The organism is Pseudomonas sp. LBUM1672 (assembly GCF_059695655.1).
The window spans coordinates 5,419,794-5,446,053 of record NZ_CP166781.1; the positions used below are offsets into that span (position 1 = coordinate 5,419,794).

The following is a 26,260-nucleotide window of genomic DNA, read 5'->3' on the forward strand; positions in this document are numbered from 1 at the left end:
GCGAGGGGATTTATCCCCGTTCGGCTGCGCAGCAGTCGTAAAACCTGAACACATCGTCTGCCTGACGCATCCAGTTATCTAAATTCACGACTGCTTCGCAGCCGAACGGGGATAAATCCCCTCACCACAGTGCGCGGCTCGACAGCTGCTACACGGTTCGCTACACAAACTCGCCTTCCAGACATGCCCTTCAAGTGCTTGCGCAGCTTCCTACACCATCCCCCGACTAAATGCTAGAATCCCCGCCCATCATGCGGTCATTCTTCGTTATGGCCGAACATTCCTTCAAACAGTGCATCCCATGCTGAAGAAGTTGTTCCAGTCATTCCGTTCTCCCAAGCGTCATACGCAACACATTCGCAGTACGCCTGAAGTGCTCAACAGCGGCCAACATTCGCTGCAAAAGGGTCAGTTCAGCCGTTACGCGGTGAACATCGTCGAACGCCTGCAGAACGCCGGTTACCAGGCTTACCTGGTTGGCGGCTGTGTGCGTGACATGCTGCTTGGCATCACGCCAAAAGATTTCGACGTCGCCACCAGCGCCACCCCTGAACAGGTGCGAGCCGAATTCCGCAATGCGCGGATCATCGGTCGCCGCTTCAAACTGGTGCATATCCACTTTGGCCGCGAAATCATCGAAGTCGCGACCTTCCGCGCCAATCACCCGCAAAACGACGACGAAGAAGACAGCAACCAGTCTTCCCGTAACGAGAGCGGGCGTATCCTGCGCGACAACGTCTACGGCACGCTGGAAGAAGACGCGCAACGCCGCGACTTCACCATCAACGCCCTGTATTACGATCCGGTCAGCGAGCGCATTCTCGATTACGCCAATGGCGTACACGACATTCGCAATCACCTGATCCGTCTGATCGGCGACCCGAAGCAACGCTACCAGGAAGACCCGGTACGGATGCTGCGGGCCGTGCGTTTCGCCGCCAAGCTTAATTTCGGCATCGAAAAACACAGCGCCCAGCCGATCCGCGACTTGGCGCCGATGTTGCGCGAGATCCCGTCAGCCCGTCTGTTCGAAGAAGTGCTCAAGCTGTTCCTCTCTGGCCATGCCGCGGACACCTTCGAGATGCTGGTCGACCTGCAGCTGTTCGATCCGCTGTTCCCGGCCAGTGCCGAGGCGCTGGAATACAACCCGACGTACACCCACACCTTGATCAGCGAAGCGTTGATCAATACCGACCTGCGCATCAAGCAGAACAAACCGGTGACCCCGGCGTTCCTGTTTGCAGCCCTGTTGTGGCCTGCCCTGCCGGCCCGCGTACTGCGCCTGCAAGAACGTGGGATGCCGCCGATTCCGGCGATGCAGGAAGCGGCTCATGAGCTGATTGCCGAACAGTGCCAGCGGATCGCGATCCCGAAACGCTTCACCATGCCGATCCGCGAAATCTGGGACATGCAGGAACGTCTTCCGCGCCGCAGCGGCAAGCGGGCCGACCTGTTGCTGGATAACCCGCGGTTCCGCGCCGGTTACGACTTCTTGCTGCTGCGCGAAAGCGCTGGCGAGCAGACCGATGGCCTGGGCGAATGGTGGACTGACTATCAGGACGCCAACGACAGTGAGCGTCGGGACATGATCCGCGACCTCAGCGGCAAGGATGAAGGCACCGGCGCTCCACGCAAACGTCGTCGCAGCGGTGGCGCCAAGCGCAAACGCGCGGCCGGCGCACCGAGTGCCACGGGCGAGTAATCCATGGAACGCATCTACATCGGCATGGGCAGCAATCTGGCTGACCCCGCCGAACAATTGCGCAGCGCCGTCGAGGCGCTGGCGCAGTTGCCGCAGACCGAACTGATCGGTGTGTCCGGGTTTTATCAAAGCGACTCGCTCCTGCCCGGCCAACCGCGTTACACAAACGCGGTCGCCGCCCTCGACAGCACGCTCGCGCCGCTGGACCTGCTTGATGCGCTGCAAGCCATCGAGAACGGACAGGGACGCGAGCGTCTTGAGCGTTGGGGGCCGCGCACGCTGGACCTCGACATCGTGCTGTTTGGCGATCGGCTGATCGACGAACCACGCCTCAAGGTGCCGCACTATCACATGCAGGAACGGGCTTTCGTACTGTATCCGCTGGCCGAACTCGCGCCGACGGAGCTGCATCTGGCCGATGGCCGCAGCCTGAAGGCACTACTCGCCGATTGCCCGTTCGTCGGCCTGGAACGCCTCTCCCCAAATTGACACCTATCCCTGTGGGAGCGGGCTTGCCCGCGATGGCGGACTACCAGTCAGCATTGATGTTGAATGTAAAGTCGCTATCGCGGGCAAGCCCGCTCCCACAGTGTTTTGTACAAGGCTCAAGATCGACCGCAAACCTGCTGAAACGCATCAGTTACCCCGGTAACACCGACCGCGTAACAATGCGGTAACACATGCAATTGACTTCCCGAGTTCTCCTCACGACTATAGGCGTCCCGCTGCCGCCAACACGGCATTGAAGGGCGCAATCCAGGCCTTAAAAGCACGACAACAGACCGTGCGCCTGTATTTAACGAAGAATCACGCGCGTTACTCGCAGTAGTTTCCACAGCGCCTGAATGAGGAACTTTTCATGCCAGCCATTACCCTGACCACTCTGCAAGGTCTCAAGCAAAAAGGTGAAAAGATCACCATGCTGACCTGCTATGACGCGACCTTCGCCCACGCCTGCAATCAGGCTGGCGTCGAAGTGCTGCTGGTGGGCGACTCCCTCGGCATGGTTCTGCAGGGTCACGACAGCACCTTGCCGGTGACCACCGCGGAAATGGCTTACCACGTGGCAGCCGTCAAACGCGGTAACGCCGATGCGCTGATCCTCGCCGACCTGCCGTTCATGGCCTACGCCACCACCGAACAAGCCATGAGCAACAGCGCCCTGTTGATGCAGGCCGGTGCGCACATGGTCAAGGTTGAAGGGGCCTTGTGGCTCGCCGACTCGATCCGTCTGCTGGCCGAACGCGGCATCCCGGTGTGCGCACACATGGGCCTGACGCCGCAATCGGTGAACATCCTGGGCGGTTATAAAGTCCAGGGCCGCAGCGAGAACCAGGCACGGCAAATGCGCGCCGACGCCATCGCCCTGGAGCAGGCCGGTGCAGCCATGTTGCTGCTGGAGTGCGTACCGAGCGAACTGGCCCAGGAAATCACCCAGGCGGTAGGCATTCCGGTGATCGGCATCGGCGCCGGCAGTGGCACCGATGGCCAGGTCCTGGTCCTGCACGACATGCTGGGCCTGTCGATTACCGGCCGTGTGCCTAAATTCGTAAAAAACTTCATGAACGGCCAGACCAGTATTCACGCTGCGTTGAGCGCCTACGTTTCTGAAGTCAAGGCAGCCACTTTCCCTGGGATCGAACACGGATTCTCTGCATGAACACCGTAAAAACCGTACGCGAACTTCGGGCCGCCGTCGCCCGTGCCCGCAGCGAAGGCAAGCGCATCGGCTTCGTGCCGACCATGGGCAACCTGCACAGCGGTCATATCGCGCTGATTACCAAAGCGACCCAACGGGTGGATTTCGTGGTCGCGAGCATTTTCGTCAACCCGCTGCAATTCGGCGCCGGCGAAGACCTCGACAAGTACCCGCGGACCCTGGCCGCCGACCAAGAGAAACTGCTCCAGGCCGGTTGCCACCTGCTGTTCGCGCCAACCGTCGAAGAGATGTACCCCGACGGCATGGCCGGCCAGACCCGCGTCAGCGTCCCGCAACTCTCCGAAGGCCTGTGCGGCGCCAGCCGTCCCGGGCATTTCGAAGGGGTGGCGACGGTGGTCAGCAAGCTGTTCAACATGGTCCAGCCGGACCTGGCGATCTTCGGCCAGAAAGATTTCCAGCAACTGGCGGTGATCAAATCCCTGGTCCACGACCTGAATATGCCGGTCCAGATCATTGGCGAACCGACCGTACGTGCGCCCGATGGCTTGGCGCTGTCGTCGCGCAATGGTTTCCTCAGCGAAGAGCAACGGGCCGTTGCGCCGGCGGTATATCGCGGCCTGAGCCAGATTGCCGAGGCGATCAAACAGGGCGACCGGGATTTCCCGGCGCTGATCGACGCACAGATCAAGCAGCTCGAAGCGGCGGGATTGCGCCCTGATTACCTGGAGATTCGTCACGCGCAAACCTTGCGCCCGGCGACCCCGGAGGATCGGGACCTGGTGATTCTCGTCGCGGCATTCCTCGGTACCACGCGGTTGATCGACAACCTGCACCTGAACCTCGACGCCCCCGCCTGAACACCACAAAACCCCTGTAGAAGCGAGCCTGCTCGCGATGAGGCCATCACTTCAACATCTATGTTGAGTGGAAAGCCGCCATCGCGGGCAAGCCCGCTCCCACAGGGATCTGCGTAAGTTTTCACATCGTATTGCTGCCTCTGAAGCCTTCGGGCAAACTGCCCGCCGTTCGATTCCGACCTGGGAAACCCCTCATGCACGCCATCATGCTCAAAGCCAAGCTGCATCGCGCCGAAGTCACTCACGCCGTACTCGATTACGAAGGTTCTTGCGCCATCGACGGCGAATGGCTGGACTTGTCCGGTATCCGTGAATACGAACAGATCCAGATTTATAACGTCGACAACGGCGAACGCTTCACCACCTATGCGATTCGTGGTGAAGAAGGCTCGCGCATGATCTCGGTCAACGGCGCCGCCGCGCACAAGGCCAAGGTCGGTGACCGGGTGATCATCTGCGCCTACGCGCATTACAGCGAAGCCGAGCTGCTCAACTTCAAGCCGCGCATGCTCTACATGGCGCCGGGCAATGAACTGAGCCACACCAGCAATGCCATTCCGGTTCAGGTCGCCTGATCGAACCGCCGCCCCTCCCGCTTGTCGAAACGTTCCCTGCTTTGTGTATAAAAAAGTACCGGGAACGTGTTAGACAAAGTCAAGACAGATCGCAGCGCGAGGTTTACTGTATTCGCCCTGTGTCATTGAAATCGTGTCGACGCAGTTGACCGGACGCCTGCCCACGGCGCTCCGGGATTTTCAGTGTTCAAAAAAGCCGTTCAAGTAAAAAGGAAACCCGCAGCGATGGCGTACTACCGCACTCCTCATGACGTTACCGCTCTGCCCGCCTGGCAAGCGTTGAATGACCACCGCCAAGCCATGCAGGATTTCAGCATGCGCGAGGCCTTCAATGCCGATCCGCAGCGCTTTACTCAATTCACCCTCAGCAGCTGCGGCCTGTTTCTCGATTACTCGAAGAACCTGATCAACGCCGAGACCCGCAATCTGCTGGTGGGCCTGGCCAATGAAGTCGACCTCAAGGGCGCGATCAAGTCGCTGTTCGACGGGGAAATCGTCAACTCCTCGGAAGGTCGTCCGGCCCTGCACACCGCCCTGCGCCGCCCGGTCGGCGACAAACTGTCGGTGAACGGCGTCAACGTGATGCCTGAAGTGCACAAGGTGCTGAATCAGATCACCGACCTCGTCGGCCGCATCCACGACGGTCTGTGGCGCGGTTATACCGAGAAGCCGATCACTGACGTGGTGAATATCGGCATCGGTGGCTCGTTCCTCGGCCCTGAGCTGGTCTCTGAAGCGCTGCTGTCCTACGCCCAGAAAGGCGTGCGCTGCCATTACCTGGCAAACATCGACGGCAGTGAATTCCACGAACTGACCATGAAGCTGCGCGCCGAGACCACGCTGTTCATCGTTTCGTCGAAATCCTTCAATACCCTCGAAACCCTGAAGAACGCGCAAGCCGCTCGCGCCTGGTACCTGGCTCAGGGCGGTTCGGAAGCCGAGCTGTATCGTCACTTCATCGCCGTCTCCAGCAACAACGCGGCGGCGGTGGCATTCGGTATCCGCGAAGAAAACATCTTCCCGATGTGGGACTGGGTCGGCGGCCGTTACTCGCTGTGGTCGGCTATTGGCTTGCCAATCGCACTGGCCATCGGCATGTCGAACTTCAAGGAACTGCTGTCCGGTGCCTACACCATGGACCAGCACTTCCAGAGCGCGCCATTCGACCAGAACATGCCGGTGCTGCTGGCCTTGCTCGGCGTCTGGTACGGCAACTTCTGGGGCGCGCAAAGCCACGCGATCCTGCCGTACGACCACTACCTGCGCAACATCACCAAGCACTTGCAACAGCTGGACATGGAGTCCAACGGCAAGAGCGTACGCCAGGACGGCACGCCAGTGTCCACCGACACCGGCCCGGTCATCTGGGGCGGCGTGGGTTGCAACGGTCAGCACGCGTATCACCAGTTGCTGCACCAGGGCACCCAACTGATTCCGGCCGACTTCATCGTGCCGATTGTCAGCTTCAACCCGGTGTCCGACCACCACCAGTGGCTGTACGCCAACTGCTTGTCGCAAAGCCAGGCACTGATGCTCGGCAAGACCCTGCCGGAAGCCGAAGCCGAACTGCGCGACAAGGGCATAAGCGAAGAAGAGGTGCATAAAATCGCACCGCACAAGGTGATCCCGGGCAACCGTCCGAGCAACACCATTGTGGTCGAGCGCATCAGCCCCCGTCGTCTCGGCGCGCTGGTGGCGATGTACGAACACAAAGTCTTCGTGCAAAGCGTGGTCTGGGGCATCAATGCCTTCGACCAGTGGGGCGTGGAGTTGGGTAAAGAGCTGGGCAAGGGCGTCTACAACCGTCTGGTCGGCAGCGAAGAAACCCCGGCTGACGATGCTTCCACCCAAGGCCTGATCAACTATTTCCGCGGTCGTCACCGCGGTTGATCTGACGCCACACGGTAACCTCTGTGGGAGCGAGCCTGCTCGCGATAGCGGTCTAACAATCGACATCTGTGTTGAATGTTAAGCCGCCATCGCGAGCAGGCTCGCTCCCACAGTTGTTTAAGCGCACGGCTTGAACCCTTCGGTCACTCGGCGCATCTTTATTACTTGTCGCAAAACAAGAATAAGGAACCGTCATGTTCGATATCAGCACATTCCCCAAAGCCGATGCCGTCCGCCGGGCTGCAAACCTGAGTCAAGATGACTACCACCGCCTCTACCGCCAATCCATCGAACACCCCAGCACCTTCTGGGCCGAGCAGGCGAGCCGCTTTCTCGACTGGAGCACGCCATGGGACACCGTCCAGCGCTATAACCTGAAAACCGGTGAGGCCAGCTGGTTTGCCGGTGGCAAATTGAACGTCAGTTACAACTGCATCGACCGTCATCTGGAAAAACGCGGCGATCAGATCGCCATCCTCTGGGAAGGCGACGACCCCGCCGAATCCGCGCAGATCACCTACAAAAAACTCCATCACAACGTCTGTCGCCTGGCCAACGTGCTCAAAAGCCGTGGCGTGAAAAAGGGTGATCGTGTGTGCATCTACATGCCGATGATTCCCGAAGCGGCCTACGCCATGCTTGCCTGCACGCGGATTGGCGCGGTGCATTCAGTGGTGTTCGGTGGCTTCTCTCCAGACTCGGTACGCGACCGGATTCTCGACGCCGACTGCCGCACGGTGATCACCGCCGACGAAGGCGTGCGCGGCGGCAAATTCGTGCCGCTCAAGCAGAAGGTCGACGAGGCGCTGCAAAGTTGCCCGAACGTCAGCACCGTCATCGTCGTCGAGCGCACCCAGGGCCAAGTGAACTGGGTTGAAGGTCGCGATCTCTGGTATCACCAGGCGCTGCGCGACGTCACCGACGATTGCCCGCCAGAACCCATGGACGCCGAAGACCCGCTGTTCATCCTCTACACCTCCGGCAGCACCGGCAAACCCAAGGGCGTGCTGCACACCACCGGCGGCTATCTGCTGCAAGCGGCAATGACCTTCAAGTACGTGCTCGATTACCGCGAGGGCGAAGTCTTCTGGTGCACCGCCGACGTCGGCTGGGTCACCGGTCACAGTTACATCGTGTACGGCCCGCTGGCCAACGGCGCGACCACGCTGATCTTCGAAGGCGTGCCGAGCTACCCGAGCAGTTCGCGGTTCTGGCAGGTGATCGACAAACACCACGTCAACATTTTCTACACCGCCCCGACCGCGCTGCGTTCGCTGATGCGCGAAGGCCCGGAACCGCTGAAGGAAACTTCGCGCCAGAGCCTCAGATTACTCGGCAGCGTCGGTGAGCCGATCAACCCGGAAGCGTGGGATTGGTACTTCAACGTCGTCGGCGAGCAGCGTTGTCCGATCGTCGACACCTGGTGGCAGACCGAAACCGGCGGCATCATGCTCAGCCCGCTGGTCAGCGCGCAACGGATCAAGCCCGGCTGCGCCACCCAACCGATGTTCGGCGTGCAACCGGTGCTGCTGGATGAAACGGGCAAGGAAATCAAAGGTGCCGGCAGCGGCGTGCTGGCGATCAAATCCAGCTGGCCGGCGCAGATCCGCAGCGTCTATGGCGACCCGCAACGCATGGTCGACACTTACTTCAAACCCTACCCCGGCTACTACTTCACCGGCGATGGCGCTCGGCGCGATGAGGATGGCGATTACTGGATCACCGGGCGCATCGACGACGTGATCAACGTCTCCGGGCACCGCATCGGCACCGCCGAAGTGGAAAGCGCCCTGGTGCTGCACGACAGCATTGCCGAGGCCGCCGTGGTCGGTTATCCCCACGACCTCAAGGGCCAGGGCATCTATGCCTTCGTCACGCCCATGAACAGCACCGAGGCCAATGACGAACTGAAGAAGGAACTGCTGGCTCACGTCAGCAAGGAGATTGGCAGTTTCGCCAAACCGGACTTGATCCAATGGGCCCCGGCCTTGCCGAAAACCCGTTCGGGCAAGATCATGCGGCGCATCCTGCGCAAGATCGCGTGCAACGAACTGGACAGTCTGGGGGACACCTCAACACTGGCCGATCCAAGCGTGGTGCAGGGGCTGATCGACAAACGTCTGAACCAGTAACGCACCTGACAGCATCGCGAGCAGGCTCGCTCCCACATTGGCTTTGTGCGAAACGCAAAACGCTCAGCCAACAATTAGCTCTGTGGGAGCGAGCCTGCTCGCGATGGCAACACCTCGACTTCACGCCAATGCTGTTAAACTCCCGCGCCAAATTCCCTCCTGCAAGGCGCCCAGCATGTCTTCCTTGAATCAGGCGCTGCGCGCCGCCCTCGATCATCGCCAGGACCTGCTCGCCGAGCTGCATCAGCAAGGCACCGATTGCTATCGCCTGTTTCACGGCAGCCAGGAAGGCGCCGGCGGCCTGACCATCGACCGCTACGGCCCGCAACTGCTGGTGCAAAGCTTCCACCAGGCACTGGAGCGTGAGGCGCTGCTGCAACTGCACGAGATCATCAATCAACACCTGGGCCTCGAAACGCTGCTGGTCTACAACGACCGCTCCCGGGGCAACTCGCGCATCGACCGCGAAGACACCGTCTACCGCGCCGACGAGGCCGCCCTGCAAGACTTGATCGGCCACGAATGGGGTCTGAACTACCGGGTTCGCGGGCGCCATGCCGGCCAGGATCCGCTGCTGTTCCTTGACCTGCGCAACACCCGCGGTTGGGTCAAGGAGCACAGCAAAAACAAAAGCGTGCTCAACCTGTTCGCCTACACCTGTGGTGTCGGCCTGAGCGCTGCGGCCGGTGGGGCGAGCGAGGTGTGTAACCTGGATTTTGCCGAGGGCAATCTGGCGGTCGGCCGTGAGAACGGTCTGCTCAATCCGCAGTTGCCGGCCATGGAATTCATCCAGTCCGATTACTTCCCGGCCATCCGCCAACTGGCGGGCCTGCCGATCAGCCAACGGCGCGGGCAGAAACTGCCGAGTTACCAACGTCTTGAGCAACGTCAGTACGACCTGGTGCTGCTCGATCCACCGGCCTGGGCCAAGAGCGCGTTTGGCACGGTCGATCTGCTGCGCGACTACCAGAGCCTGCTCAAACCCGCGCTGCTGACCACCGCCGACAACGGCGTGCTGATCTGCTGCAACAACCTGGCAAAGGTCAGCATGGACGATTGGCGCGAACAGGTTTTGCGTTGCGCCGAGAAGGCCGGCCGGCCCGTCCGCGAGTGGACAGTGATGAAACCTGGCGCGGATTTCCCGTCGATGGATCAACAGCCGCCGCTGAAAACACTGATTCTGCAACTCTGAAATTTCACCGCAAAATCAGATTAATCCTATAAAGCAGGATCACTTCGGAACCGGATTCGCGTGCCATACTCCAACGCACTCCGATTCAGACAGATGAAGCCGCACATGCCCAAAGGATTGATTCGCGCTATTGGCGCATTGTTGACTGCTCTGGCCCTTTATAGCCTGCTGGGGTTTCTGATTTTGCCGGGCATCGCGTTGCGGGTTGCCAACCAACAATTGGCCAACTACGCCACGATGCCCGCCACGATTTCCCGCATCGAACTCAACCCTTTCAGCCTGGAAGTGACCCTTTGGGGCTTGGTCATCGGCGAGCCGGGCAAAGAACAGGTCGGCTTTGAACGCCTGTATGCCAACTTGCAGATCGACAGCCTGTGGACCAAAGCGCTGCACCTGTCCGATATCGAACTGGACAAACCCAAGACCGAAATCCTCTTCGGCAAGGACGGCAAACTCAATCTGTTGGGCCTGTTCAAGATCCCCGCCAGTGAGCCAACTCCCGCCGACCCGGACGCCAAGCCGTTTCCGTTGCGCATCGAGCGGATCAAACTGGCTGGCGGCAATGTGCACTTTCAGGATTTGCGCCCCAGCGAACCCATCGAGTTTCTCTACGACAAACTCGACTTCGAGCTGAAGAACCTCAGCACCCTGCCCGAAGACAGTGCCGACATGACCCTGGTGGCCGTCGGCCCGGCCGGTGGACAGCTCGACTGGACCGGTAACTTCAGCCTGATCCCGATTGCCTCCGAAGGTAAGTTGAAGATCACCGACGGCAAGATGAAAGCCTTTTGGCCCTATGTGCGTGACGCATTGCCGCTGGTGCTGGAAGACGGCGTCGTCAACCTGAGTACCGACTACAAGCTCAACTTGTCCAAGGAAACCGAACTGCTGCTGAGTAACGTCGCCGTCAGCGTCGCGCCCTTCGCCATCAAGGCTCCGGACGGTCGACCGCTGGCGAAACTCGAGCGTCTGGACATCAGCGAAACCACCGTGGATCTGGCCAAACAGCAAGTGGTGGTCGGCAAGATCCGTAGCAATAAACTGGAAACCTGGGCCGCCCTGGAAGCGGATGGCCAACTCGACTGGCAGAAACTGTTCGCCAGTCAGCCTTCCAAGGCGACGGTCAAAGCCAACGCCGAACCAACCAGCACTCCAGCCGCCGCTGATTCACCGAAACCTGAACCCGCGCCACCCAGCAAACCGTGGCAAGTGCTGCTCAAAGACGTGCAACTGCGCAATTACCAGGTGCATCTGGCCGATCGCAAGGCACAACCCGTCGTGGCGCTGGATGTCGGCCCCCTGAACCTGGACCTGCAGAATTTCGACAGCCTCAACGGCTCGCCTTTTAACCTCAAGCTCGACACCGGCGTGGGTAAACAGGGCAAGCTCATGGCCGACGGAGTGGTCAATCTTGCACCGGTCAGCGCCAAATTGAACGTGCAGACCAAGGACATCGATCTGCGTGTCGCCCAGTCCTACATCAACCCGTTCATTCGCCTGGAACTGCGCAGTGGCATGCTCGGCAGTGATCTGGCGGTCGACCTGAAAAGCACCGAGCCATTGGCGTTCAGCGTCACCGGCAAAGCACAGGTCGATCAACTGCATACCCTCGACACCCTCAAGACTCGCGACTTCCTCAAGTGGCAGCAACTGGTGCTCGAAGGACTGAATTATCAACACGGCGACAGCCTGACGATCGACAAGGTCAACCTGTTCCAGCCTTACGTGCGCTTCATGATCAACGATGACCGCACCACCAACGTGGATGACCTGCTGATCCCGCAACCGGCCGACACCGGGGTTGCCAAGACCGCCGCTGCCAAACCCGCCAGCAAGGACAAACCGCTGGGCATCCACATTGGCGGCATTGCGATCAATGACGGTTCGGCGAACTTCGCCGACTTCAGCCTGACGCCGAACTTCGCCACGGCCGTGCAACAGCTCAACGGGCAGATCGGCACCATCGACAGCCGTCAGGCAAAACCGGCCACCGTCGATATCAAAGGCAAGGTCGACCGCTATGCGCCCGTGACCATCAAGGGGTCGGTCAACCCGTTCGACCCGATGGCCAGCCTCGACATCGCCACCAGTTTCAAACGCGTGGAACTGACCACGCTGACGCCCTACTCCGGCAAGTTCGCCGGTTACCGCATCCGCAAGGGCCGACTCAATCTCGACCTGCATTACATCATCGTCAAGGGCCAGCTCAAGGCCGAGAACAAAGTAGTGGTCGAGCAACTGCAACTGGGTGAAAAAGTCGACAGTCCGGACGCTGTCAGCCTGCCGCTGAAACTGGCGATCGCCTTGCTCAAGGACGTCGATGGCAAGATTTCCATCGAGCTGCCGGTGACCGGCGACTTGAACAACCCGCAATTCAGCGTCATGCCGATCGTCTGGCAGACCCTGCGCAACCTGATCGTCAAAGCCGCTGCCGCCCCGTTCAAAATGATTGGCGGGCTGGTCAGTGGCGGTGGTTCGGAAGATCTGGGCACTGTCTCGTTTGCACCGGGTTCAAGCGATCTGAGCAAGGACGCCGAGGCTTCGTTGGTCAAACTGTCCCAAGCCCTCAAGGAACGTCCTGCCCTGCGCCTGGAAATCGAAGGCACGGCCGCCGCCAGCAGCGACGGCCCACTGATTGCCGAACAACGGCTTGAACGCGAATACCAGTACAACTACTACAAAATGCTCCAGCGGCGCGGTGACAAGGTTCCGGCCCAGGCTTCCTTGGTGCAGGTGCCGGACAGCGAGAAAGGTCCGCTGCTGGAAGGGATCTACCGCACCCGCCTGAAGACCCAGCCACCCGCAGAATGGAAGGACCTGGGCAAGGAAGAACGCACCGCAAAAATGCGCGCAGACGTGATCAAGTTCTGGAGCTCCAGCGATGTGCTATTGCGCCAGCTCGGTCAGGAGCGCGCCAGCAGCATCAAGGATTACCTGGTGGACAAGACGCAGATGGCCGATGACCGCGTCTACTTCATCGACGCCCAACTGGGCGAGGCAGAAAGTGACGGTCGGGTGGTGACGCCAATGCACCTGGATGCCGAGTGATGATCAGACGAGTGCTGATGAGCCTGACCCTGGCACTGGCGGCCAGCCAGGCCTCGGCGGCCGATACCTTGCGCTGCGGCAGTCAATTGGTCAGCGTCGGTGACCGGTCCAGCGAAGTGCTGCAGAAATGCGGTGAACCGGTCAGCCGCGATCTGCTGGGCTACAAGCGCAGCGCCAACCGACGGGAAGAGTTTCAGGTCGAGGAATGGACCTACGGGCCCAATGGCGGGATGTATCAGTACCTGCGGTTTGAAGGCAATCGGCTGAGACAGATCACCAGCAAACGCGGGAACTGAACCCACCATCCAAAGTGGGCACATACAAATGTGGGAGCGGGCTTGCTCGCGAAAGCGGTGCGTCATTCAGCATTGATGTTGGCTGACACACCGATTTCGCCAGCAAGCCCGCTCCCACAGTGGTTTTTGCGGCGCCCACAATAGAACAGGCCCCCGACACGAATGTCGGAGGCCTGTAATGACCACATCCTTGTGGCCGTCGCATGAACTCTCCAGATGCGGCTGGCGTATTACTCGGCCCGCCTGCCGCGCCTTCTCCCAGTCCAGGCGAGAAGTCTTGCCTTACTCGGCTTTCAGGCCGTCAGCGGAGACCGCCTGGACGCCTTTGATTTTCTTGGCGATAGCCACGGCGGTGGCTTTCTGAGCGTCAGTCACCGCAACGGTGGACGACAGAGACACAACACCTTTGTTGGTTTCGACTTTGATGTCGGTACCAGGAATGCCTTTTTCGGTTACCAGGTCTGCTTTGACTTTGGTGGTGATCCAGGTGTCGGAGGTAGCTTCTTTGGCTTGGGTCACTTCACCGGCGGCCAGGACCATTGGCGCCTGGGTCGCTTGGGTTTGAGCGAATGCAGCGTTGGCCATGGTCAGGGTCAGCGCGGTAGCAGCAGCGGCAGCGATAGCGAACTTCTTCATACGAGTAACTCCTGTTTTTCTAGAAAGTCTGCTGCGTGTCTTGTCAGCAGGGTTACTGGGTATATTGCGAACGCTGTGCCAACTTTGAGACAGCCAATAAATCCTTTTAAAACAACAGCTTATAAAATCACCTGATTTTCGAAATCATGCAAAATGCATGACTTCGAGATTCTCTACATGCAAGTTGCGGGTTTTGACGTGGGCCTAAGGCCATGAATTGTCGGGGTTTTCTTGTTTTTCGAATTCTCGGGTGCCGTTCCAGCAAAAAGCCCCGCTTTTCAGGGCGGGGCTTTGGCTTTCAAAAGAATTGCTGAGCGTTATGTCGCGGAACCGGTGCAGCCTTTAGGCAAGAAGTCCTGCTGAGCATTACTGGAGCAAACCCAACCAGTGGTCGAGCGCGTCAGCGTGACCGTCTTGCCTAATACCGGCGCAGGCGCGTTAACGATCGTACAAACAATGGTCCCGGCACCATCAGCGGCGGTACCGGACGCTGTCAGCGTGCAGTTAGAAGTTGGGCTAGTCCCACCAATTGCCGCCACATTCGCCGGGCTGGTCCCGTTATTCATGAGTTCTTCAAAGGGCACTTTCAACGCGGAAATTTCTGCCAGGCCCGCCGTGACTTTGGCCTTCGCTTGATACTTGGAGTACATCGGCAACGCAAACGTCGCCAGAATCCCGATGATCGCCACCACGATCAGCAGTTCGATCAGGGTAAAACCTTTTTGAGTATTCATAGACAGGCTCCATGCATGAGTCGAAATCTCATGATCTGAATAAGCTTCAGCACAGCCCGTGCCAAGCGCTGCACTCCCTGTTTTCGGGGCACAAAACCAAGGTATGGAGCTTTCCTACCCCCAGGATCCGCACTATCTGACACTATTTGTCACCTGACGGCCGCTGGTTTGGCTCAGCTCATTGACTAGGCTATAAGTCATGAACTGTCTGCGTCCGGTATCCCAATGAATGACATCGCCCTTAGCGGTCTGGCCAAGCAATTGGTTCTGGCCGAACTGCTCACTGACCAAAGCGCGCAACAGGCGTATCAGCAAGCTCAACGCAACAAAATCTCCCTGGTCAGTTATCTGGTGCAGAACAGACTGGTGAAGAGCCGACAGGTCGCCGAGATTGCCTCGGAGCATTTCGGCATGCCGCTGCTCGACCTCAATTGCCTGGATAAAGAAACCCAACCCCGAGGGCTGGTCAGCGAGAAGCTGATCCGTCAGCACCACGCCCTGCCCCTCTGGCGTCGTGGCAACAAGCTGTTCGTGGGGGTTTCCGACCCGACCAATCATCAAGCCATCAATGACATCCAGTTCAGCACAGGACTGAACACCGAAGCCATTCTGGTGGAGGACGATAAACTCGGCGATGCCATCGATAAATTCTTCGACAGCCAAGCCACCGGTCTGGAAGACATGGCTGATGTTGACCTTGACGGGCTGGATATCGAGTCGGTCGATGACAATAAAAAGGACTCCATCGCAGGCCAGGATGCCGATGACGCGCCGGTGGTGCGCTTCGTCCACAAGATGTTGCTCGATGCGATCAAGAGCGGTTCGTCCGACCTGCATTTCGAGCCTTACGAAAAAACCTACCGGGTGCGGATGCGCACCGACGGCATGCTGCGCGAAGTCGCCAAGCCGCCGAGCCAACTGGCCAACCGCATTGCGGCGCGACTGAAAGTCATGGCCAGCCTCGACATCTCCGAGCGGCGCAAACCCCAGGACGGACGGATCAAGATGCGCCTGTCCAAGACCAAATCCATCGACTTCCGGGTCAACACCCTGCCGACCCTGTGGGGCGAGAAAGTGGTGATCCGGATCCTCGACCCGTCCAGCGCGCAAATGGGCATCGACGCCCTCGGCTACGAGCCGGAACAGAAAGCCTTGTACATGGCTGCGCTGAAGCAGCCACAGGGCATGATCCTGGTCACCGGGCCGACCGGTTCGGGCAAGACCGTGTCGCTCTACACCGGGCTGAACATCCTCAACACCGTGGACATCAACATCTCTACCGCCGAAGACCCGGTGGAGATCAACATGGAAGGCATCAATCAGGTCAACGTCAATCCCAAGCAAGGGCTGGATTTCGCCCAGGCGCTGCGCTCGTTTCTGCGTCAGGACCCGGACGTGATCATGGTCGGTGAAATCCGCGACCTCGAAACCGCCGAGATCGCCATCAAGGCCGCCCAGACCGGGCACATGGTGCTTTCCACCCTGCACACCAACAGCGCCGCGGAAACCCTGACCCGCTTGCACAACATGGGCATTAAGGGCTTCAACATTGCCACCTCGGTGACCCTGATCATCGCCCAGCGGCTGGCGCGCAAACTGTGCAGCCATTGCAAGAAACCCATCGAGATTCCCCGCGAGGCGTTGCTCAAGGAAGGCTTCCCCGAGGAACGCATCGGCTTGTTCACGATCTATGAGCCGGTCGGCTGCGATCAGTGCAACCGCGGTTACAAAGGGCGAGTGGGGATTTATGAAGTGGTGAAGAACACACCGGACCTGCAACGGCTGATCATGGCCGAAGGCAATTCACTGGAAATCGACATCCAGATGCGCAAGGACGGTTTCAACGACTTGCGCACTTCGGGATTGAGCAAGGCCATGCAAGGCATCACCAGCCTTGAAGAAATCAACCGGGTCACCAAGGACTGAACATGGCGGTCAAAGCAGCAAAAATCAGTGTCTACGCCTGGGAAGGTACGGACCGCAAAGGCTCCAAAATGACCGGCGAGTTGAGCGGACTCAACCCAGCGTTGATCAAGGCTCAGCTGCGCAAGCAGGGAATCAACCCCGGCAGGGTGCGCAAGAAATCCGCCTCGATTTTCAGCTTCGGCAAACGTATCAAGGCTCAGGAAATTGCCCTGTTTACCCGGCAGATGGCGACCATGATGAAAGCCGGCGTGCCACTGCTGCAGTCGTTCGACATCATCGGCGAAGGCTTCGACAACCCGGCCATGCGCAAACTGGTGGACGAGGTGAAACAGGAAGTCGCGGCGGGTAACAGCTTCGCCGCGTCCCTGCGTAAAAAGCCGCAGTATTTCGATGAGTTGTACTGCAACCTCGTTGATGCCGGTGAACAGGCCGGCGCGCTGGACACCCTGCTGGAACGGGTAGCGACCTACAAGGAAAAGAGCGAAAGCCTGAAAGCGAAGATCAAGAAAGCCATGACCTACCCGCTGGCCGTGGTCTTCGTGGCGATCATTGTCACCGGGATTCTGCTGGTCAAGGTGGTGCCGCAGTTCGAGTCGGTGTTCAAGGGCTTTGGCGCGGAGTTGCCGGCCTTCACCGTAATGGTCATAGGCCTGTCGGAGTTCATGCAGGCGTGGTGGTGGATGATGCTGGTCGTGTTGGTCGCCGCCATCTTCGGTGTGCGCCAAGCCTTTAAAACCTCCCAGGGCTTTCGGGACCGGATGGACACCTGGCTACTAAAGCTGCCGCTTATCGGCACCTTGATGTACAAGTCTGCCGTGGCCCGTTACGCCCGCACCCTGTCGACCACGTTCGCCGCTGGCGTGCCGTTGGTCGAAGCCCTGGAGTCAGTGGCTGGCGCGACCGGCAACATCGTATTCAAACGTGCCGTGCTGCGCATCAAGCAGGACGTGTCGACCGGCATGCAGCTGAATTTTTCCATGCGCACCTCGGGCATCTTTCCCAGCATGGCGATCCAGTTGACCGCCATTGGCGAAGAATCCGGTGCACTGGACGACATGCTCGATAAGGTCGCGAGCTTCTACGAGGATGAAGTGGACAATATGGTCGATAACCTCACCAGCCTGATGGAGCCGTTCATCATGGTGGTGCTGGGTGTTATTGTCGGTGGCCTGGTGGTTGCGATGTACCTGCCCATTTTCCAACTCGGCTCAGCGATCTGACATGCCCTTGAACGACATCCTGATCCTCTATCCGCTGGTGTTCGTAGGCATCGCCCTGGCGGTCGGCCTGCTGGTTGGCAGCTTCCTCAACGTGGTGGTCTGGCGCCTGCCGAAAATGCTCCACCGCGAATGGCGGCTGCAAGCCCATGACGTGTTGGGCGTGCCGCCCGAGGCGCCGGGCCCGGCCTATAACCTGATGCTGCCTCATTCCCACTGCCCGCATTGCGACCATCAAATCCGCGCCTGGGAAAACATTCCGCTGCTCAGCTATCTGTTTCTACGGGGGCGATGCTCGAACTGCGCCACGGCGATCAGCAAGCGTTATCCGCTGACTGAACTGGCCTGTGGTCTGCTCTCGGCGTTTATTGCCTGGCATTTCGGCTTCGGCTGGCAGGCCTGCATGGTGCTGGTGCTGACCTGGGGCTTGCTGGCCATGAGCCTGATCGACGCCGAGCACCAACTGCTGCCGGATGTACTGGTGTTGCCGCTGCTGTGGCTGGGGTTGATCGTCAACAGCTTCGGGTTGTTCGTGTCATTGCATGAGGCGTTGTGGGGCGCGGTGGCCGGTTATATGACGTTGTGGACGGTGTTCTGGCTGTTCAAGCTGCTCACCGGCAAGGACGGCATCGGTCACGGCGATTTCAAGCTGCTGGCCATGATCGGCGCTTGGGGCGGCTGGCAGATATTGCCCCTGACCCTTCTCCTTTCATCCCTTGTGGGGGCCATCATCGGCGTGATTTTACTGCGCCTGCGCCACGCAAAAACCTCGACACCGATCCCCTTCGGACCCTTTCTGGCGATTGCCGGCTGGATTGCCTTGCTCTGGGGTGGTCAAATAACCGGCTTCTATTGGCAGTTTGTCGGTTTGAAATGAATACCCCTGTGGAAAAACCCTGGATTCTCGGCCTGACCGGCGGCATCGGCAGCGGCAAAAGCGCGGCTGCCCAGCACTTTATCGACCTCGGTGTACACGTTGTGGACGCCGATCATGCGGCGCGCTGGGTGGTGGAACCGGGTCGCCCGGCATTGGCGCAAATCGCTGAACACTTTGGCCCCGGCGTGTTGCAAGCCGACGGGCAACTGGATCGCGCTGCGTTGCGCAAGCTGATCTTTGAAGTGCCGGAGGAACGCCGCTGGCTCGAAGCGTTGCTGCATCCGCTGATCGCCAAGGAAATCGCCGATCACCTGGCCAAGGCACAATCGCCTTACGCGATTCTGGTTTCGCCGTTGCTGATCGAGTCCGGGCAGTACGCCATGACCCAACGGGTCCTGGTGATCGATGCCCCGGAACAGCTACAGATCGAACGCACCTTGCAGCGTGACCAGACCAGCGAGCAACAGGTCCAGGCGATCCTCAAGGCGCAATCCAGCCGCCAGGACCGCGTGAGCCACGCCGACGATGTGGTGGTCAACGACCGCGACCTCGCCTGGCTGCACAGCGAGGTCGAACGCCTGCATCACTTTTACCTTACTTTGCGTGGAGGCCAGTCATGAGCCAGACCCCAATCGTCAATTGCCCAACCTGTGGCGCCCCCGTTGAATGGAGCGCCGAGAGCACGTTCCGACCGTTCTGTTCGGACCGTTGCAAACTGATCGACCTGGGCGCCTGGGCGTCGGAAGAACACAAGATTCCGGTCAGCCCGGATGCCGAAGACGAGATGTTCAGCGAAGACTTCGAGCCGCGTCACTGATCTTCAAGGCCGCATAAAACCGTAATCCTGGCTGTCATCGAGGTTTTCCGCGAGAAAACGCAACTCATCGGCCAGGTCTTCGGCGCTGCGCACCGCCTTGCTCTGTTGCACCACTGCACTGAGCAAGGCGCGCAGGCTCAATCCCGGATCAAACCCCACTTCCTGCGCGCCATCCAGACTCTGACGCAACTCCTGCCTTGCCCATTCGTAGACACTCATTTCGATGCTCCTGAAGGTTTTGCGGAGCATGGAAGCGTCAGCGATGGTTGGATTTGATGTGGATCAAGACTTGGGATCGTCGTCTTTCCAGGGCGCCGAAAGGTAACGTGTGCGGTTGAAGGTCTCCAGCCACTCGGGGCAGAACACCACTAGTGCGCTGACCACCATGCCGTTGATGAACGCCTCCGGAAAAATGATCAGCCACAGGTAACCGACAAAATCCTCGAGCCAATAAGGCATGGCGAAACGCTCGTCATACCACAGCAACGTCAGCGCCAGCACCAGGCACAACAACGCCGAAAGCGCTGCAGCCGAGAACCCGGAAACAAAGATATACACGAAGGGATTACGCGGCTGCGCTCGCTCCACCAGGATCGCGCAGCATTCGGTGACCAGCACAGGCAGCAGAATAAACAGCGCACCATTGACCCCCATCGCCAGCAGATCCTGGCGCCCGAGCAGCACTAACCCCGCTTGCGCGACCAACCCGCCGACAATCGCCAGTGGCCAGTCGAGCAACAGCGTCACCGCGGTCATGCCGATGAAGTGGTAGGACACGCCGGTATCGAAATCGCGACGCACCAGCCACAGCATGAACAGCGCGAACACCGTGCCGAACAGCAGATGCTGGCGGCGCCTGTCGCTGAACAGCTCGACCCACGGCGCTCGCGCAACGGCCCAGACCAGCACCGGTATATAGATCAACCACCCTGCTGCGAGGGTTTCAGGTGACAGTAACTCGGCGCCGATCATGTCTGGGCACACTCCTTTGTCTTGCCAAAAGAGAACAGGCCCTCAGTCTACACCGGGCTTTGAGTGCGCTTCGATTTCGGGAGGGGGCTCCATGATTGGGGGCGTATCCGTTCCTGCGGTAACGGCTGCTATTGGTTCCGGCCTTCCGACGGGGCAGATCAAGATCAAAAGCAAAATCGAGTCTGTAGTCCCGCCCCCCCTTCAAGTCTAAACATACAAGCGAGCCTGCTCGCGAAAGCGGACTGGCATCCGCCATGATGTCGACTGACACGGCCCCTTCGCGGGCAAGCCCGCTCCCACAGGGGGAACACGTGCACTTGAGATCAGGTCGGCCCGTAGGCCGCCTCGCTTTTGCTCTTGCGGTACACGCCTATATCGAGAGGCCGAGTGGAGGTTCTGCGCAGTGGGCAACCCGGCAAGGATGCCGGGTTAGCCGCCCCCGGCCATGGATGGCCGACGGCGGCGGGCCCACGGAGCAGGACCGGAGCGAGGGCATGCCGAGCCTGGGCGAGGCACCGAACGTCAGGGGCAAGAGCCCTTTGGTTACTTTGGGGCTTTTCCAAAGTGAACCGCCGTAAGGGCGGAACCAATAGCTGCCGTTACCGCAGAAACGGATATGACCTCAACCAAAAACAGCGATTGTTACGTTCCCTGCAACGCTGAATCAAACCCAGCCCCCTTTATCACTCACTGCCAAAGACTAAACTTCAAACATCAGAATCAACCCCGAGCCCACAACAATGAAAACCCTGACCAGCCTGTTTCTGACCCTGATCGCAACCTCCGCCATGGCTGCCAGCAACGAGCCGGCCGCCCCCCCATCACAGTCGCTGGACATCGCCGAAGTGGTGTCAGTAACAGACACCGCAACGGCCTGCGACGTCGTGCCAGCCACCATGGTCTACATCGATCACAAGGGACAGACGCATCAAGTGACCTATCAAGTCATGGGCAACTGCACGAGCAACCTGTAACTAGCGCCTCATAGCAACGTCCACGTATAGCTGAGGATCAAACGGTTCTCGTCGATATCGCTGCGGTAGTTGGAACGCGCCATCACGTTGCGCACGCGAATCCCGAGGCCTTTGAGGCTGCCGCTCTGCAACACATAGCCGAGATCGAGATCGCGCTCGCGGTCCTTGCCCTCGAACCCTTGCCCGGTATCGACATTGCCCCCGCTGATGTAGCGCACGGTGCTGGTCAGCCCAGGCACGCCAAGCGCGGCAAAATCGTAGTCGTAGCGCGCTTGCCAGGATCGCTCGTCGGTGTAGGCGAATTCATAGGTTGGCACCTCGTTGCCCAGCGGTGAGATGTTGGCAAACACCCGCGGGAACGCGCTGTCGCCGAACATGCCCTGATAGCCGAGATAAAACGTGTGCCCACCGCGCTTGGCCGACAGCAAGGAGAAGAACGCCTGGTTGTCGATGTTGCCGAGCAATTTTTTGCCGTCTTCGCGCGAATCGTAGTAACCAAGGTTGGCACCCAAGATCCAGTTGCCCAACGGCTCGCTGTGCTTGAAGCCGAGGAAACGCTGGTTGTAGATATCTTCCAGTTGCCCGAACCACGCGCTGACCGAGCTGCGTTTATCGTTGAAGGCGTAATCGGCGCCGGCAAAGTTGAAGCCGTCGCTGCTGACCTGACGCTGCGGCACATGACCGAGCATGGCTTGCATCTTTTCGTCGCCAGCCTCGTTACGCAGGCTGGTCGAGTTCAAGTGTCCCCCTTGCACCGTCAGGCCATTGATCTCGTTCGAGCTGATGCTCGCGCCCTGATAGCTGGGCGGCAGCAAACGGATATCGCTGAAGGCCAGCACCGGCAGGTTCGGTTGCAGTTCGCCCACCTTCAATTCGGTTTTGGAGAAACGCACCTTCAACGCGCCTTCCAGTCGGCTGTAATCATTCGCCGCGCGCCCGTCATCCTTTACCGGCAGCAAACCGGTATTGACCCGGTCCGGGCTGCTGTCGAGCTTGAGGCCGAGCAGGCCAATGACATCCACACCAAAACCGACGGGGCCTTGGGTATAACCGGATTTGACGTTGAGGATGAAGCCCTGCGCCCACTCTTCGGCCTTCGATTGCTGGTTGGCCCCGACGATGTCGGAGAAGTCCCGGCTGAAGTAGTAATTGCGCGCTTGCAAGGTGGCCGTAGTGTCTTCGATGAAGCCACCCTCGGCCGCCATCGCACCGGAGGAGAAACCCGAGACGACCGCCATGGACAACACCGAACCGGTTGTTGGAAAAATCTGTTTCATCGTTATTTCTCTTATTTTTATTGATCGACAGGTTGAAGTGCTTCAGCCGTAGCGCATTCGCGGCGAGGAACGGGACGACGGGCGTTTAACAACAAGTGCGTGACCATGCCGAAAATCAGCCCCAAAAAAGCGGCGGACAAACCCAGCAACGACATACCCGACGCGGTGGTCAGAAAGGTCACCAATGCGGCTTCGCGATCGCTCGGCACGGCCATGGCGCCGGCCAATGCCCCGGCAATCGCGGCGAACAGCGCCAGCCCGGCCAGGGCTGCGATCAGTTCCTTGGGAAAGGCCGAAAACAGAGAAACCAGGGTGGCGCCGAAGATCCCCAGCACCAGGTAACACAGCCCGCCGACAACCCCGGCCACATAGCGTTTGCCGGGATCTTCATGGGCCTCGCGCCCGGTACAAATGGCCGCGGTAATCGCCGCCAGATTCAGCCCGTGACAACCGAATGGCGCCAGCAGCGCGGTGCCCAACGCACTGCTGGCGATGATCGGGCTGGCCGGCGTTTGATAGCCGCTGGCACGCAGCACCGCCATGCCGGGGACGAACTGGCCGGTCAACGCCACCATCACCAGCGGCAAGGCGATATTCAGCGTCGCGCTCAGGCTGAACACGGGCGTGATCCACACCGGCGTGGCCAAACCGATCACCAAGGCTTCGCGGTGCAAATCACCGGAAAGAAAAGCCATCGAGCAGCCCACCAGCAGCACCATCACCACCGCATAACGCGGCATCAGCCGCTTGCAGATCAGGTACGTGGCGAACATCGCCAGTACCAGCAACGGCTTGCCCTGCAGCGACACGAACAAACCGGTGCCGAAGCTGAACAGAATCCCCGCCAGCATCGCTGCCGCAATCGCCGCGGGCAGTTTGCTGATGATCCGGTCAAACGCCCCCGACACCCCGACCAGGAAAATAATCAGACTGCTGACCAGGTAGGCCCCCACCGCCTCGGGCATGGAGATCCCCGGCAACAGCGCCACCAGCAACGCCGAGCCCGGCGCCGACCACGCGATGATCACCGGGACGCGGTAACGCAGGCTCAAGCCGATACCGAGCACGGCGCTGCCGATGGAAATCGCCCAGACCCAGGACGACAACACCTCTCGCGAGAGGTGCGCGGTCTCGGCGGCCTGGAAGATGATCACCAGCGGGCCTGCGTAGGAAATCACCGTGGCGATAAATCCGGCGACTGCCGCAGACAGGGAAAAATCCCGGACTAACGCTCTCATGAAACGTCGCCAACAGACCCGTCGATCGAACCGTGGCGCAAGCCCGACAGCGCTTGTTTAGCGCTGCGCCGACTGCTGATGGCGAACACGGTCATGGCAATCGCGGCCACTGCCCCGGGCAAGGCAAAGGCCATGAAGTTCAGTTGCAGCGGCAGGCTGATCCCGAGCAACGCACCGCCCAGCAGCGGCCCGACAATGGCACCGTTGCGCCCGATACCCGAGGCCCAGCCCAGACCGGTGGAACGAATGGTCATGGAGTAGAACTGCGCAGCACAGGCATACAAAAGGATTTGCGAGCCAATCGTTGTGGCGCCGGCAATCGCGATCAGGAGGTACAACAGCGGCATCGGGCTGTTGAAACCCAGCAAGGTGATTGACACGGCGGCCACGGCGAAGAACACCGCCAACACCCGTGGCAGGTTGAGTTTGTCCCCCAACACACCGCCGCCAACCGCGCCGAAAATGGCGCCGAAGTTGAGCACCAGCAGGAATGACAGACTCGAGCCCAGGCTGTAACCGGCATTGGCCATCAGTTTCGGCAGCCAGGAACTCAAGGCGTAGACCATCAGCAGGCAGCAGAAAAACGCCAGCCACAACATCAGCGTGCGCAGCGCGCGACCTTCGCGAAACAGTTGCAACACCGGCGTGCCGGTGCCCTTCACTTCGCTCATGTGCAGCTGATCGCCGGTTTGCGCGACGTAAGCCGGGTCAATCCGCTGCAGGATGTTGCGAGCCTCTGCATTGCGCCCCTGACGCAGCATGAAACCCACCGACTCGGGCAGGAAGTACATGATCAGCGGCAACAACAGCAACGGCAGCACTGCCACGTAAAACACCGATTGCCAGCCAAAACTCGGGATCAGCACGATGCCGAGCCCCGCCGAGAGCATGCCGCCCACCGAGTAGCCGCTGAACATGATCGCCACCAGCGTGCTGCGGATTTTCTTCGGCGCGTATTCGTTCATCAACGCCACGACGTTGGGCATCACCCCGCCGATGCCGAGCCCGGCAATGAATCGGCAGAGGCCAAATTCGGTGGGATTGCGGGCAAAACCGTTGAGCACGGTAAACCCGCTGAACAGCATCACGCAGATCGTGATGGCTTTCTTGCGGCCGATCTTGTCCGACAGCGGACCGAAAAACAGCGCACCGAACATCATGCCGAACAGTGCGTAACTGCCCAGTGCGCCCGCTTGCAGGGGACTGAGCCCCCACTCTTTCATCAGCATCGGCAACACCACGCCGTAGATCACCAGATCGTAACCGTCGAAAATGATGATCAGGGCACACCAGAACAGCACCATCCAGTGAAAGCGGTTGAATCGTGCGTTGTCGATAACCTCATGTACGTCAATCTTGCGCATGGCATTGATCTCTTGTTGTTGTTTTTTTAAGAGCGTCGGTAACGCGGCGAACGTCCGTACAGCCGAGGGTAAAGGTGCCAGGCACGGGGCAATATCCGCTTTGCGCAGATCGCTATCCGTTTTGTGCGTTGCCCTGAACCGGGCGGGGATGAGGAGTGTTGCGGGGATTTCAGGTGGTAAATCCGGCAGATCGGAACCTCTCCGATGGACTGCCTACGCCAAGCGCAGCCCTGTGGATGACCCGGATGTCAGCCTTTGCGGTCGCGGGAGCCCTGTGTCAATCAAGGCAGGGCCTTCTCCAGCGCCTCACGCAATTGCGCCGCCGTGGCATATTCGGACTGCCCCACCAATTGACCGTTCCTGAGCTGCAGCCACAACACTTTATCCACGGACCCGGGGTAGCGCGGCGCCACACGACCATCACGGTCAAGCATCACCCGATAGGAGTAATCGCGCATGGCCGGCACCGCGAACATTTTCGCGATCAATCGAGGCATGCGCTGGATGTCCGCGACAAATATGGCGTGCCGAGCCTCCAGGTAGCCCTTGGGCTGGCCCTGCAGAGCGGCGTCGACCAGTTTGGCGGCGTCCATGCTGCGCGCTACCAGCAGCGTCTGCGTCTGGTTATCGAGCGTATAGGCCTGATCGAACTGATCAAGCAAGGTCCACGGCGACAGCCGCTCACCCACCTGCAACGCCTGCGCCCAAAGAGGCAGAAGACTGAGCAACAACACGGGCCAATATTTCACGTTCTATTCCTCGTTCGAGCGCCTAGGCGCAATGGCCATCAGTCTACACCGCCCGTTCCAAGCCTCCTGTCCTACTGTTTACCGTTTCACGCTTTCTGCTTGTCGCAAATGAACGCTAAGCTTGGGC

24 protein-coding genes are annotated in these 26,260 nt (G+C 59.7%); 16 read left to right on the top strand and 8 right to left on the bottom strand.

What is annotated here, in order from left to right:
* Window positions 1–301 precede the first annotated feature (301 nt).
* From ACA053_RS24765 to ACA053_RS24810, 10 genes are all read left to right on the top strand, one after another.
* Window positions 302–1,702, top strand: a complete 1,401-nt coding sequence (locus ACA053_RS24765; protein ID WP_109634893.1) for a polynucleotide adenylyltransferase PcnB — start codon at window positions 302–304, stop codon at window positions 1,700–1,702.
* Window positions 1,703–1,705: 3 nt separating this feature from the next.
* Window positions 1,706–2,191, top strand: a complete 486-nt coding sequence (folK, locus tag ACA053_RS24770) for a 2-amino-4-hydroxy-6-hydroxymethyldihydropteridine diphosphokinase (RefSeq protein WP_497393910.1) — start codon at window positions 1,706–1,708, stop codon at window positions 2,189–2,191.
* 370 nt (window positions 2,192–2,561) lie between these two features.
* A complete protein-coding gene (gene panB / locus ACA053_RS24775) occupies window positions 2,562–3,362 on the top strand; it encodes a 3-methyl-2-oxobutanoate hydroxymethyltransferase (protein ID WP_109634897.1) in 801 nt (266 codons plus the stop codon).
* Complete coding sequence (panC, locus tag ACA053_RS24780; RefSeq protein ID WP_497393912.1) at window positions 3,359–4,219, top strand: pantoate--beta-alanine ligase; 861 nt, start codon at window positions 3,359–3,361, stop codon at window positions 4,217–4,219. The genes panB and panC overlap by 4 nt, the downstream gene beginning before the upstream one ends.
* Window positions 4,220–4,413: 194 nt before the next feature.
* Window positions 4,414–4,794 (top strand): aspartate 1-decarboxylase, encoded by a 381-nt coding sequence (gene panD / locus ACA053_RS24785; protein ID WP_003228271.1) that lies wholly within the window; start codon window positions 4,414–4,416, stop codon window positions 4,792–4,794.
* 225 nt (window positions 4,795–5,019) lie between these two features.
* Window positions 5,020–6,684, top strand: a complete 1,665-nt coding sequence (pgi, locus tag ACA053_RS24790) for a glucose-6-phosphate isomerase (protein WP_497393913.1) — start codon at window positions 5,020–5,022, stop codon at window positions 6,682–6,684.
* A 194-nt stretch (window positions 6,685–6,878) separates the two neighbouring features.
* Complete coding sequence (acs, locus tag ACA053_RS24795) at window positions 6,879–8,816, top strand: acetate--CoA ligase (RefSeq protein ID WP_497393914.1); 1,938 nt, start codon at window positions 6,879–6,881, stop codon at window positions 8,814–8,816.
* A 175-nt stretch (window positions 8,817–8,991) separates the two neighbouring features.
* Window positions 8,992–10,008: a class I SAM-dependent rRNA methyltransferase gene (locus ACA053_RS24800; protein ID WP_497393915.1), complete on the top strand. Its 1,017-nt coding sequence runs from the start codon at window positions 8,992–8,994 to the stop codon at window positions 10,006–10,008.
* Window positions 10,009–10,101: 93 nt separating this feature from the next.
* Complete coding sequence (locus ACA053_RS24805; protein ID WP_497393916.1) at window positions 10,102–13,056, top strand: DUF748 domain-containing protein; 2,955 nt, start codon at window positions 10,102–10,104, stop codon at window positions 13,054–13,056.
* Window positions 13,056–13,352, top strand: a complete 297-nt coding sequence (locus ACA053_RS24810; RefSeq protein WP_497313752.1) for a DUF2845 domain-containing protein — start codon at window positions 13,056–13,058, stop codon at window positions 13,350–13,352. The genes ACA053_RS24805 and ACA053_RS24810 overlap by 1 nt, the downstream gene beginning before the upstream one ends.
* A gap of 282 nt (window positions 13,353–13,634) precedes the next feature.
* On the opposite strand, the gene ACA053_RS24815 is transcribed toward ACA053_RS24810, so the two are convergent.
* Together ACA053_RS24815 and ACA053_RS24820 are read right to left on the bottom strand one after the other, a co-directional pair.
* Window positions 13,635–13,988 (bottom strand): BON domain-containing protein, encoded by a 354-nt coding sequence (locus ACA053_RS24815; protein WP_109634911.1) that lies wholly within the window; start codon window positions 13,986–13,988, stop codon window positions 13,635–13,637.
* 317 nt (window positions 13,989–14,305) lie between these two features.
* Window positions 14,306–14,722, bottom strand: a complete 417-nt coding sequence (locus tag ACA053_RS24820) for a pilin (RefSeq protein ID WP_497393917.1) — start codon at window positions 14,720–14,722, stop codon at window positions 14,306–14,308.
* A gap of 225 nt (window positions 14,723–14,947) precedes the next feature.
* On the opposite strand from ACA053_RS24820, the gene pilB reads away from it, so the two are divergent.
* Genes pilB through yacG form a run of 5 tightly spaced genes read left to right on the top strand, consistent with a single transcriptional unit; the run spans window position 14,948 to window position 19,559 of the window.
* The gene (pilB, locus tag ACA053_RS24825; RefSeq protein ID WP_497393918.1) at window positions 14,948–16,648 is read left to right on the top strand and encodes a type IV-A pilus assembly ATPase PilB; all 1,701 of its coding nucleotides are present in this window, start codon (window positions 14,948–14,950) and stop codon (window positions 16,646–16,648) included.
* A 2-nt stretch (window positions 16,649–16,650) separates the two neighbouring features.
* Window positions 16,651–17,868 carry a type II secretion system F family protein gene (locus tag ACA053_RS24830; RefSeq protein ID WP_497393920.1) on the top strand — a complete coding sequence of 406 codons (1,218 nt, stop codon included), beginning with the start codon at window positions 16,651–16,653 and terminating at the stop codon, window positions 17,866–17,868.
* A 1-nt stretch (window position 17,869) separates the two neighbouring features.
* Window positions 17,870–18,742, top strand: a complete 873-nt coding sequence (locus ACA053_RS24835; RefSeq protein ID WP_497393921.1) for a prepilin peptidase — start codon at window positions 17,870–17,872, stop codon at window positions 18,740–18,742.
* Entirely contained in the window at window positions 18,739–19,362 is a 624-nt protein-coding gene (gene coaE / locus ACA053_RS24840) for a dephospho-CoA kinase (protein ID WP_109634918.1), read from the top strand. The genes ACA053_RS24835 and coaE overlap by 4 nt, the downstream gene beginning before the upstream one ends.
* The gene (gene yacG, locus ACA053_RS24845) at window positions 19,359–19,559 is read left to right on the top strand and encodes a DNA gyrase inhibitor YacG (protein WP_109634920.1); all 201 of its coding nucleotides are present in this window, start codon (window positions 19,359–19,361) and stop codon (window positions 19,557–19,559) included. Before coaE ends, yacG begins: the two co-directional genes overlap by 4 nt.
* A 3-nt stretch (window positions 19,560–19,562) precedes the next feature.
* Here yacG and ACA053_RS24850 read toward each other — a convergent pair whose 3' ends face one another.
* Together ACA053_RS24850 and ACA053_RS24855 are read right to left on the bottom strand one after the other, a co-directional pair.
* The gene (locus ACA053_RS24850) at window positions 19,563–19,778 is read right to left on the bottom strand and encodes a hypothetical protein (RefSeq protein ID WP_033054332.1); all 216 of its coding nucleotides are present in this window, start codon (window positions 19,776–19,778) and stop codon (window positions 19,563–19,565) included.
* A 63-nt stretch (window positions 19,779–19,841) separates the two neighbouring features.
* Complete coding sequence (locus tag ACA053_RS24855; RefSeq protein ID WP_109634921.1) at window positions 19,842–20,531, bottom strand: energy-coupling factor ABC transporter permease; 690 nt, start codon at window positions 20,529–20,531, stop codon at window positions 19,842–19,844.
* A 740-nt stretch (window positions 20,532–21,271) separates the two neighbouring features.
* Here ACA053_RS24855 and ACA053_RS24860 point away from each other — a divergent pair.
* On the top strand, window positions 21,272–21,505 hold the full coding sequence (locus ACA053_RS24860) for a DUF2790 domain-containing protein (RefSeq protein ID WP_497393923.1): 234 nt from the start codon (window positions 21,272–21,274) through the stop codon (window positions 21,503–21,505).
* Between the two features lie 8 nt (window positions 21,506–21,513).
* On the opposite strand, the gene ACA053_RS24865 is transcribed toward ACA053_RS24860, so the two are convergent.
* From ACA053_RS24865 to ACA053_RS24880, 4 genes are all read right to left on the bottom strand, one after another.
* Window positions 21,514–22,782, bottom strand: a complete 1,269-nt coding sequence (locus ACA053_RS24865) for an OprD family porin (protein ID WP_497393924.1) — start codon at window positions 22,780–22,782, stop codon at window positions 21,514–21,516.
* 17 nt (window positions 22,783–22,799) lie between these two features.
* On the bottom strand, window positions 22,800–24,020 hold the full coding sequence (locus tag ACA053_RS24870) for a benzoate/H(+) symporter BenE family transporter (protein ID WP_497393925.1): 1,221 nt from the start codon (window positions 24,018–24,020) through the stop codon (window positions 22,800–22,802).
* A complete protein-coding gene (locus ACA053_RS24875) occupies window positions 24,017–25,384 on the bottom strand; it encodes an aromatic acid/H+ symport family MFS transporter (protein ID WP_497393927.1) in 1,368 nt (455 codons plus the stop codon). The genes ACA053_RS24870 and ACA053_RS24875 overlap by 4 nt, the downstream gene beginning before the upstream one ends.
* A gap of 281 nt (window positions 25,385–25,665) precedes the next feature.
* Window positions 25,666–26,133 carry an FAD/FMN-containing dehydrogenase gene (locus ACA053_RS24880; RefSeq protein WP_497393928.1) on the bottom strand — a complete coding sequence of 156 codons (468 nt, stop codon included), beginning with the start codon at window positions 26,131–26,133 and terminating at the stop codon, window positions 25,666–25,668.
* Between the last annotated feature and the right edge of the window lie 127 nt (window positions 26,134–26,260).

Coding starts and splice junctions, on each gene's coding strand:
- ACA053_RS24870 (WP_497393925.1), bottom strand. CDS start 24,020: ATGAGAGCGTTAGTCCGGGATTTTTCCCTGTCTGCGGCAGTCGCCGGA.
- ACA053_RS24855 (WP_109634921.1), bottom strand. CDS start 20,531: ATGATCGGCGCCGAGTTACTGTCACCTGAAACCCTCGCAGCAGGGTGG.
- ACA053_RS24765 (WP_109634893.1), top strand. CDS start 302: ATGCTGAAGAAGTTGTTCCAGTCATTCCGTTCTCCCAAGCGTCATACG.
- pilB (WP_497393918.1), top strand. CDS start 14,948: ATGAATGACATCGCCCTTAGCGGTCTGGCCAAGCAATTGGTTCTGGCC.
- ACA053_RS24875 (WP_497393927.1), bottom strand. CDS start 25,384: ATGCGCAAGATTGACGTACATGAGGTTATCGACAACGCACGATTCAAC.
- yacG (WP_109634920.1), top strand. CDS start 19,359: ATGAGCCAGACCCCAATCGTCAATTGCCCAACCTGTGGCGCCCCCGTT.
- panC (WP_497393912.1), top strand. CDS start 3,359: ATGAACACCGTAAAAACCGTACGCGAACTTCGGGCCGCCGTCGCCCGT.
- ACA053_RS24805 (WP_497393916.1), top strand. CDS start 10,102: ATGAAGCCGCACATGCCCAAAGGATTGATTCGCGCTATTGGCGCATTG.
- pgi (WP_497393913.1), top strand. CDS start 5,020: ATGGCGTACTACCGCACTCCTCATGACGTTACCGCTCTGCCCGCCTGG.
- panD (WP_003228271.1), top strand. CDS start 4,414: ATGCACGCCATCATGCTCAAAGCCAAGCTGCATCGCGCCGAAGTCACT.
- ACA053_RS24850 (WP_033054332.1), bottom strand. CDS start 19,778: ATGAGTGTCTACGAATGGGCAAGGCAGGAGTTGCGTCAGAGTCTGGAT.
- ACA053_RS24810 (WP_497313752.1), top strand. CDS start 13,056: ATGATCAGACGAGTGCTGATGAGCCTGACCCTGGCACTGGCGGCCAGC.
- ACA053_RS24835 (WP_497393921.1), top strand. CDS start 17,870: ATGCCCTTGAACGACATCCTGATCCTCTATCCGCTGGTGTTCGTAGGC.
- acs (WP_497393914.1), top strand. CDS start 6,879: ATGTTCGATATCAGCACATTCCCCAAAGCCGATGCCGTCCGCCGGGCT.
- coaE (WP_109634918.1), top strand. CDS start 18,739: ATGAATACCCCTGTGGAAAAACCCTGGATTCTCGGCCTGACCGGCGGC.
- folK (WP_497393910.1), top strand. CDS start 1,706: ATGGAACGCATCTACATCGGCATGGGCAGCAATCTGGCTGACCCCGCC.
- ACA053_RS24815 (WP_109634911.1), bottom strand. CDS start 13,988: ATGAAGAAGTTCGCTATCGCTGCCGCTGCTGCTACCGCGCTGACCCTG.
- ACA053_RS24820 (WP_497393917.1), bottom strand. CDS start 14,722: ATGAATACTCAAAAAGGTTTTACCCTGATCGAACTGCTGATCGTGGTG.
- ACA053_RS24860 (WP_497393923.1), top strand. CDS start 21,272: ATGAAAACCCTGACCAGCCTGTTTCTGACCCTGATCGCAACCTCCGCC.
- ACA053_RS24800 (WP_497393915.1), top strand. CDS start 8,992: ATGTCTTCCTTGAATCAGGCGCTGCGCGCCGCCCTCGATCATCGCCAG.
- ACA053_RS24830 (WP_497393920.1), top strand. CDS start 16,651: ATGGCGGTCAAAGCAGCAAAAATCAGTGTCTACGCCTGGGAAGGTACG.
- ACA053_RS24865 (WP_497393924.1), bottom strand. CDS start 22,782: ATGAAACAGATTTTTCCAACAACCGGTTCGGTGTTGTCCATGGCGGTC.
- panB (WP_109634897.1), top strand. CDS start 2,562: ATGCCAGCCATTACCCTGACCACTCTGCAAGGTCTCAAGCAAAAAGGT.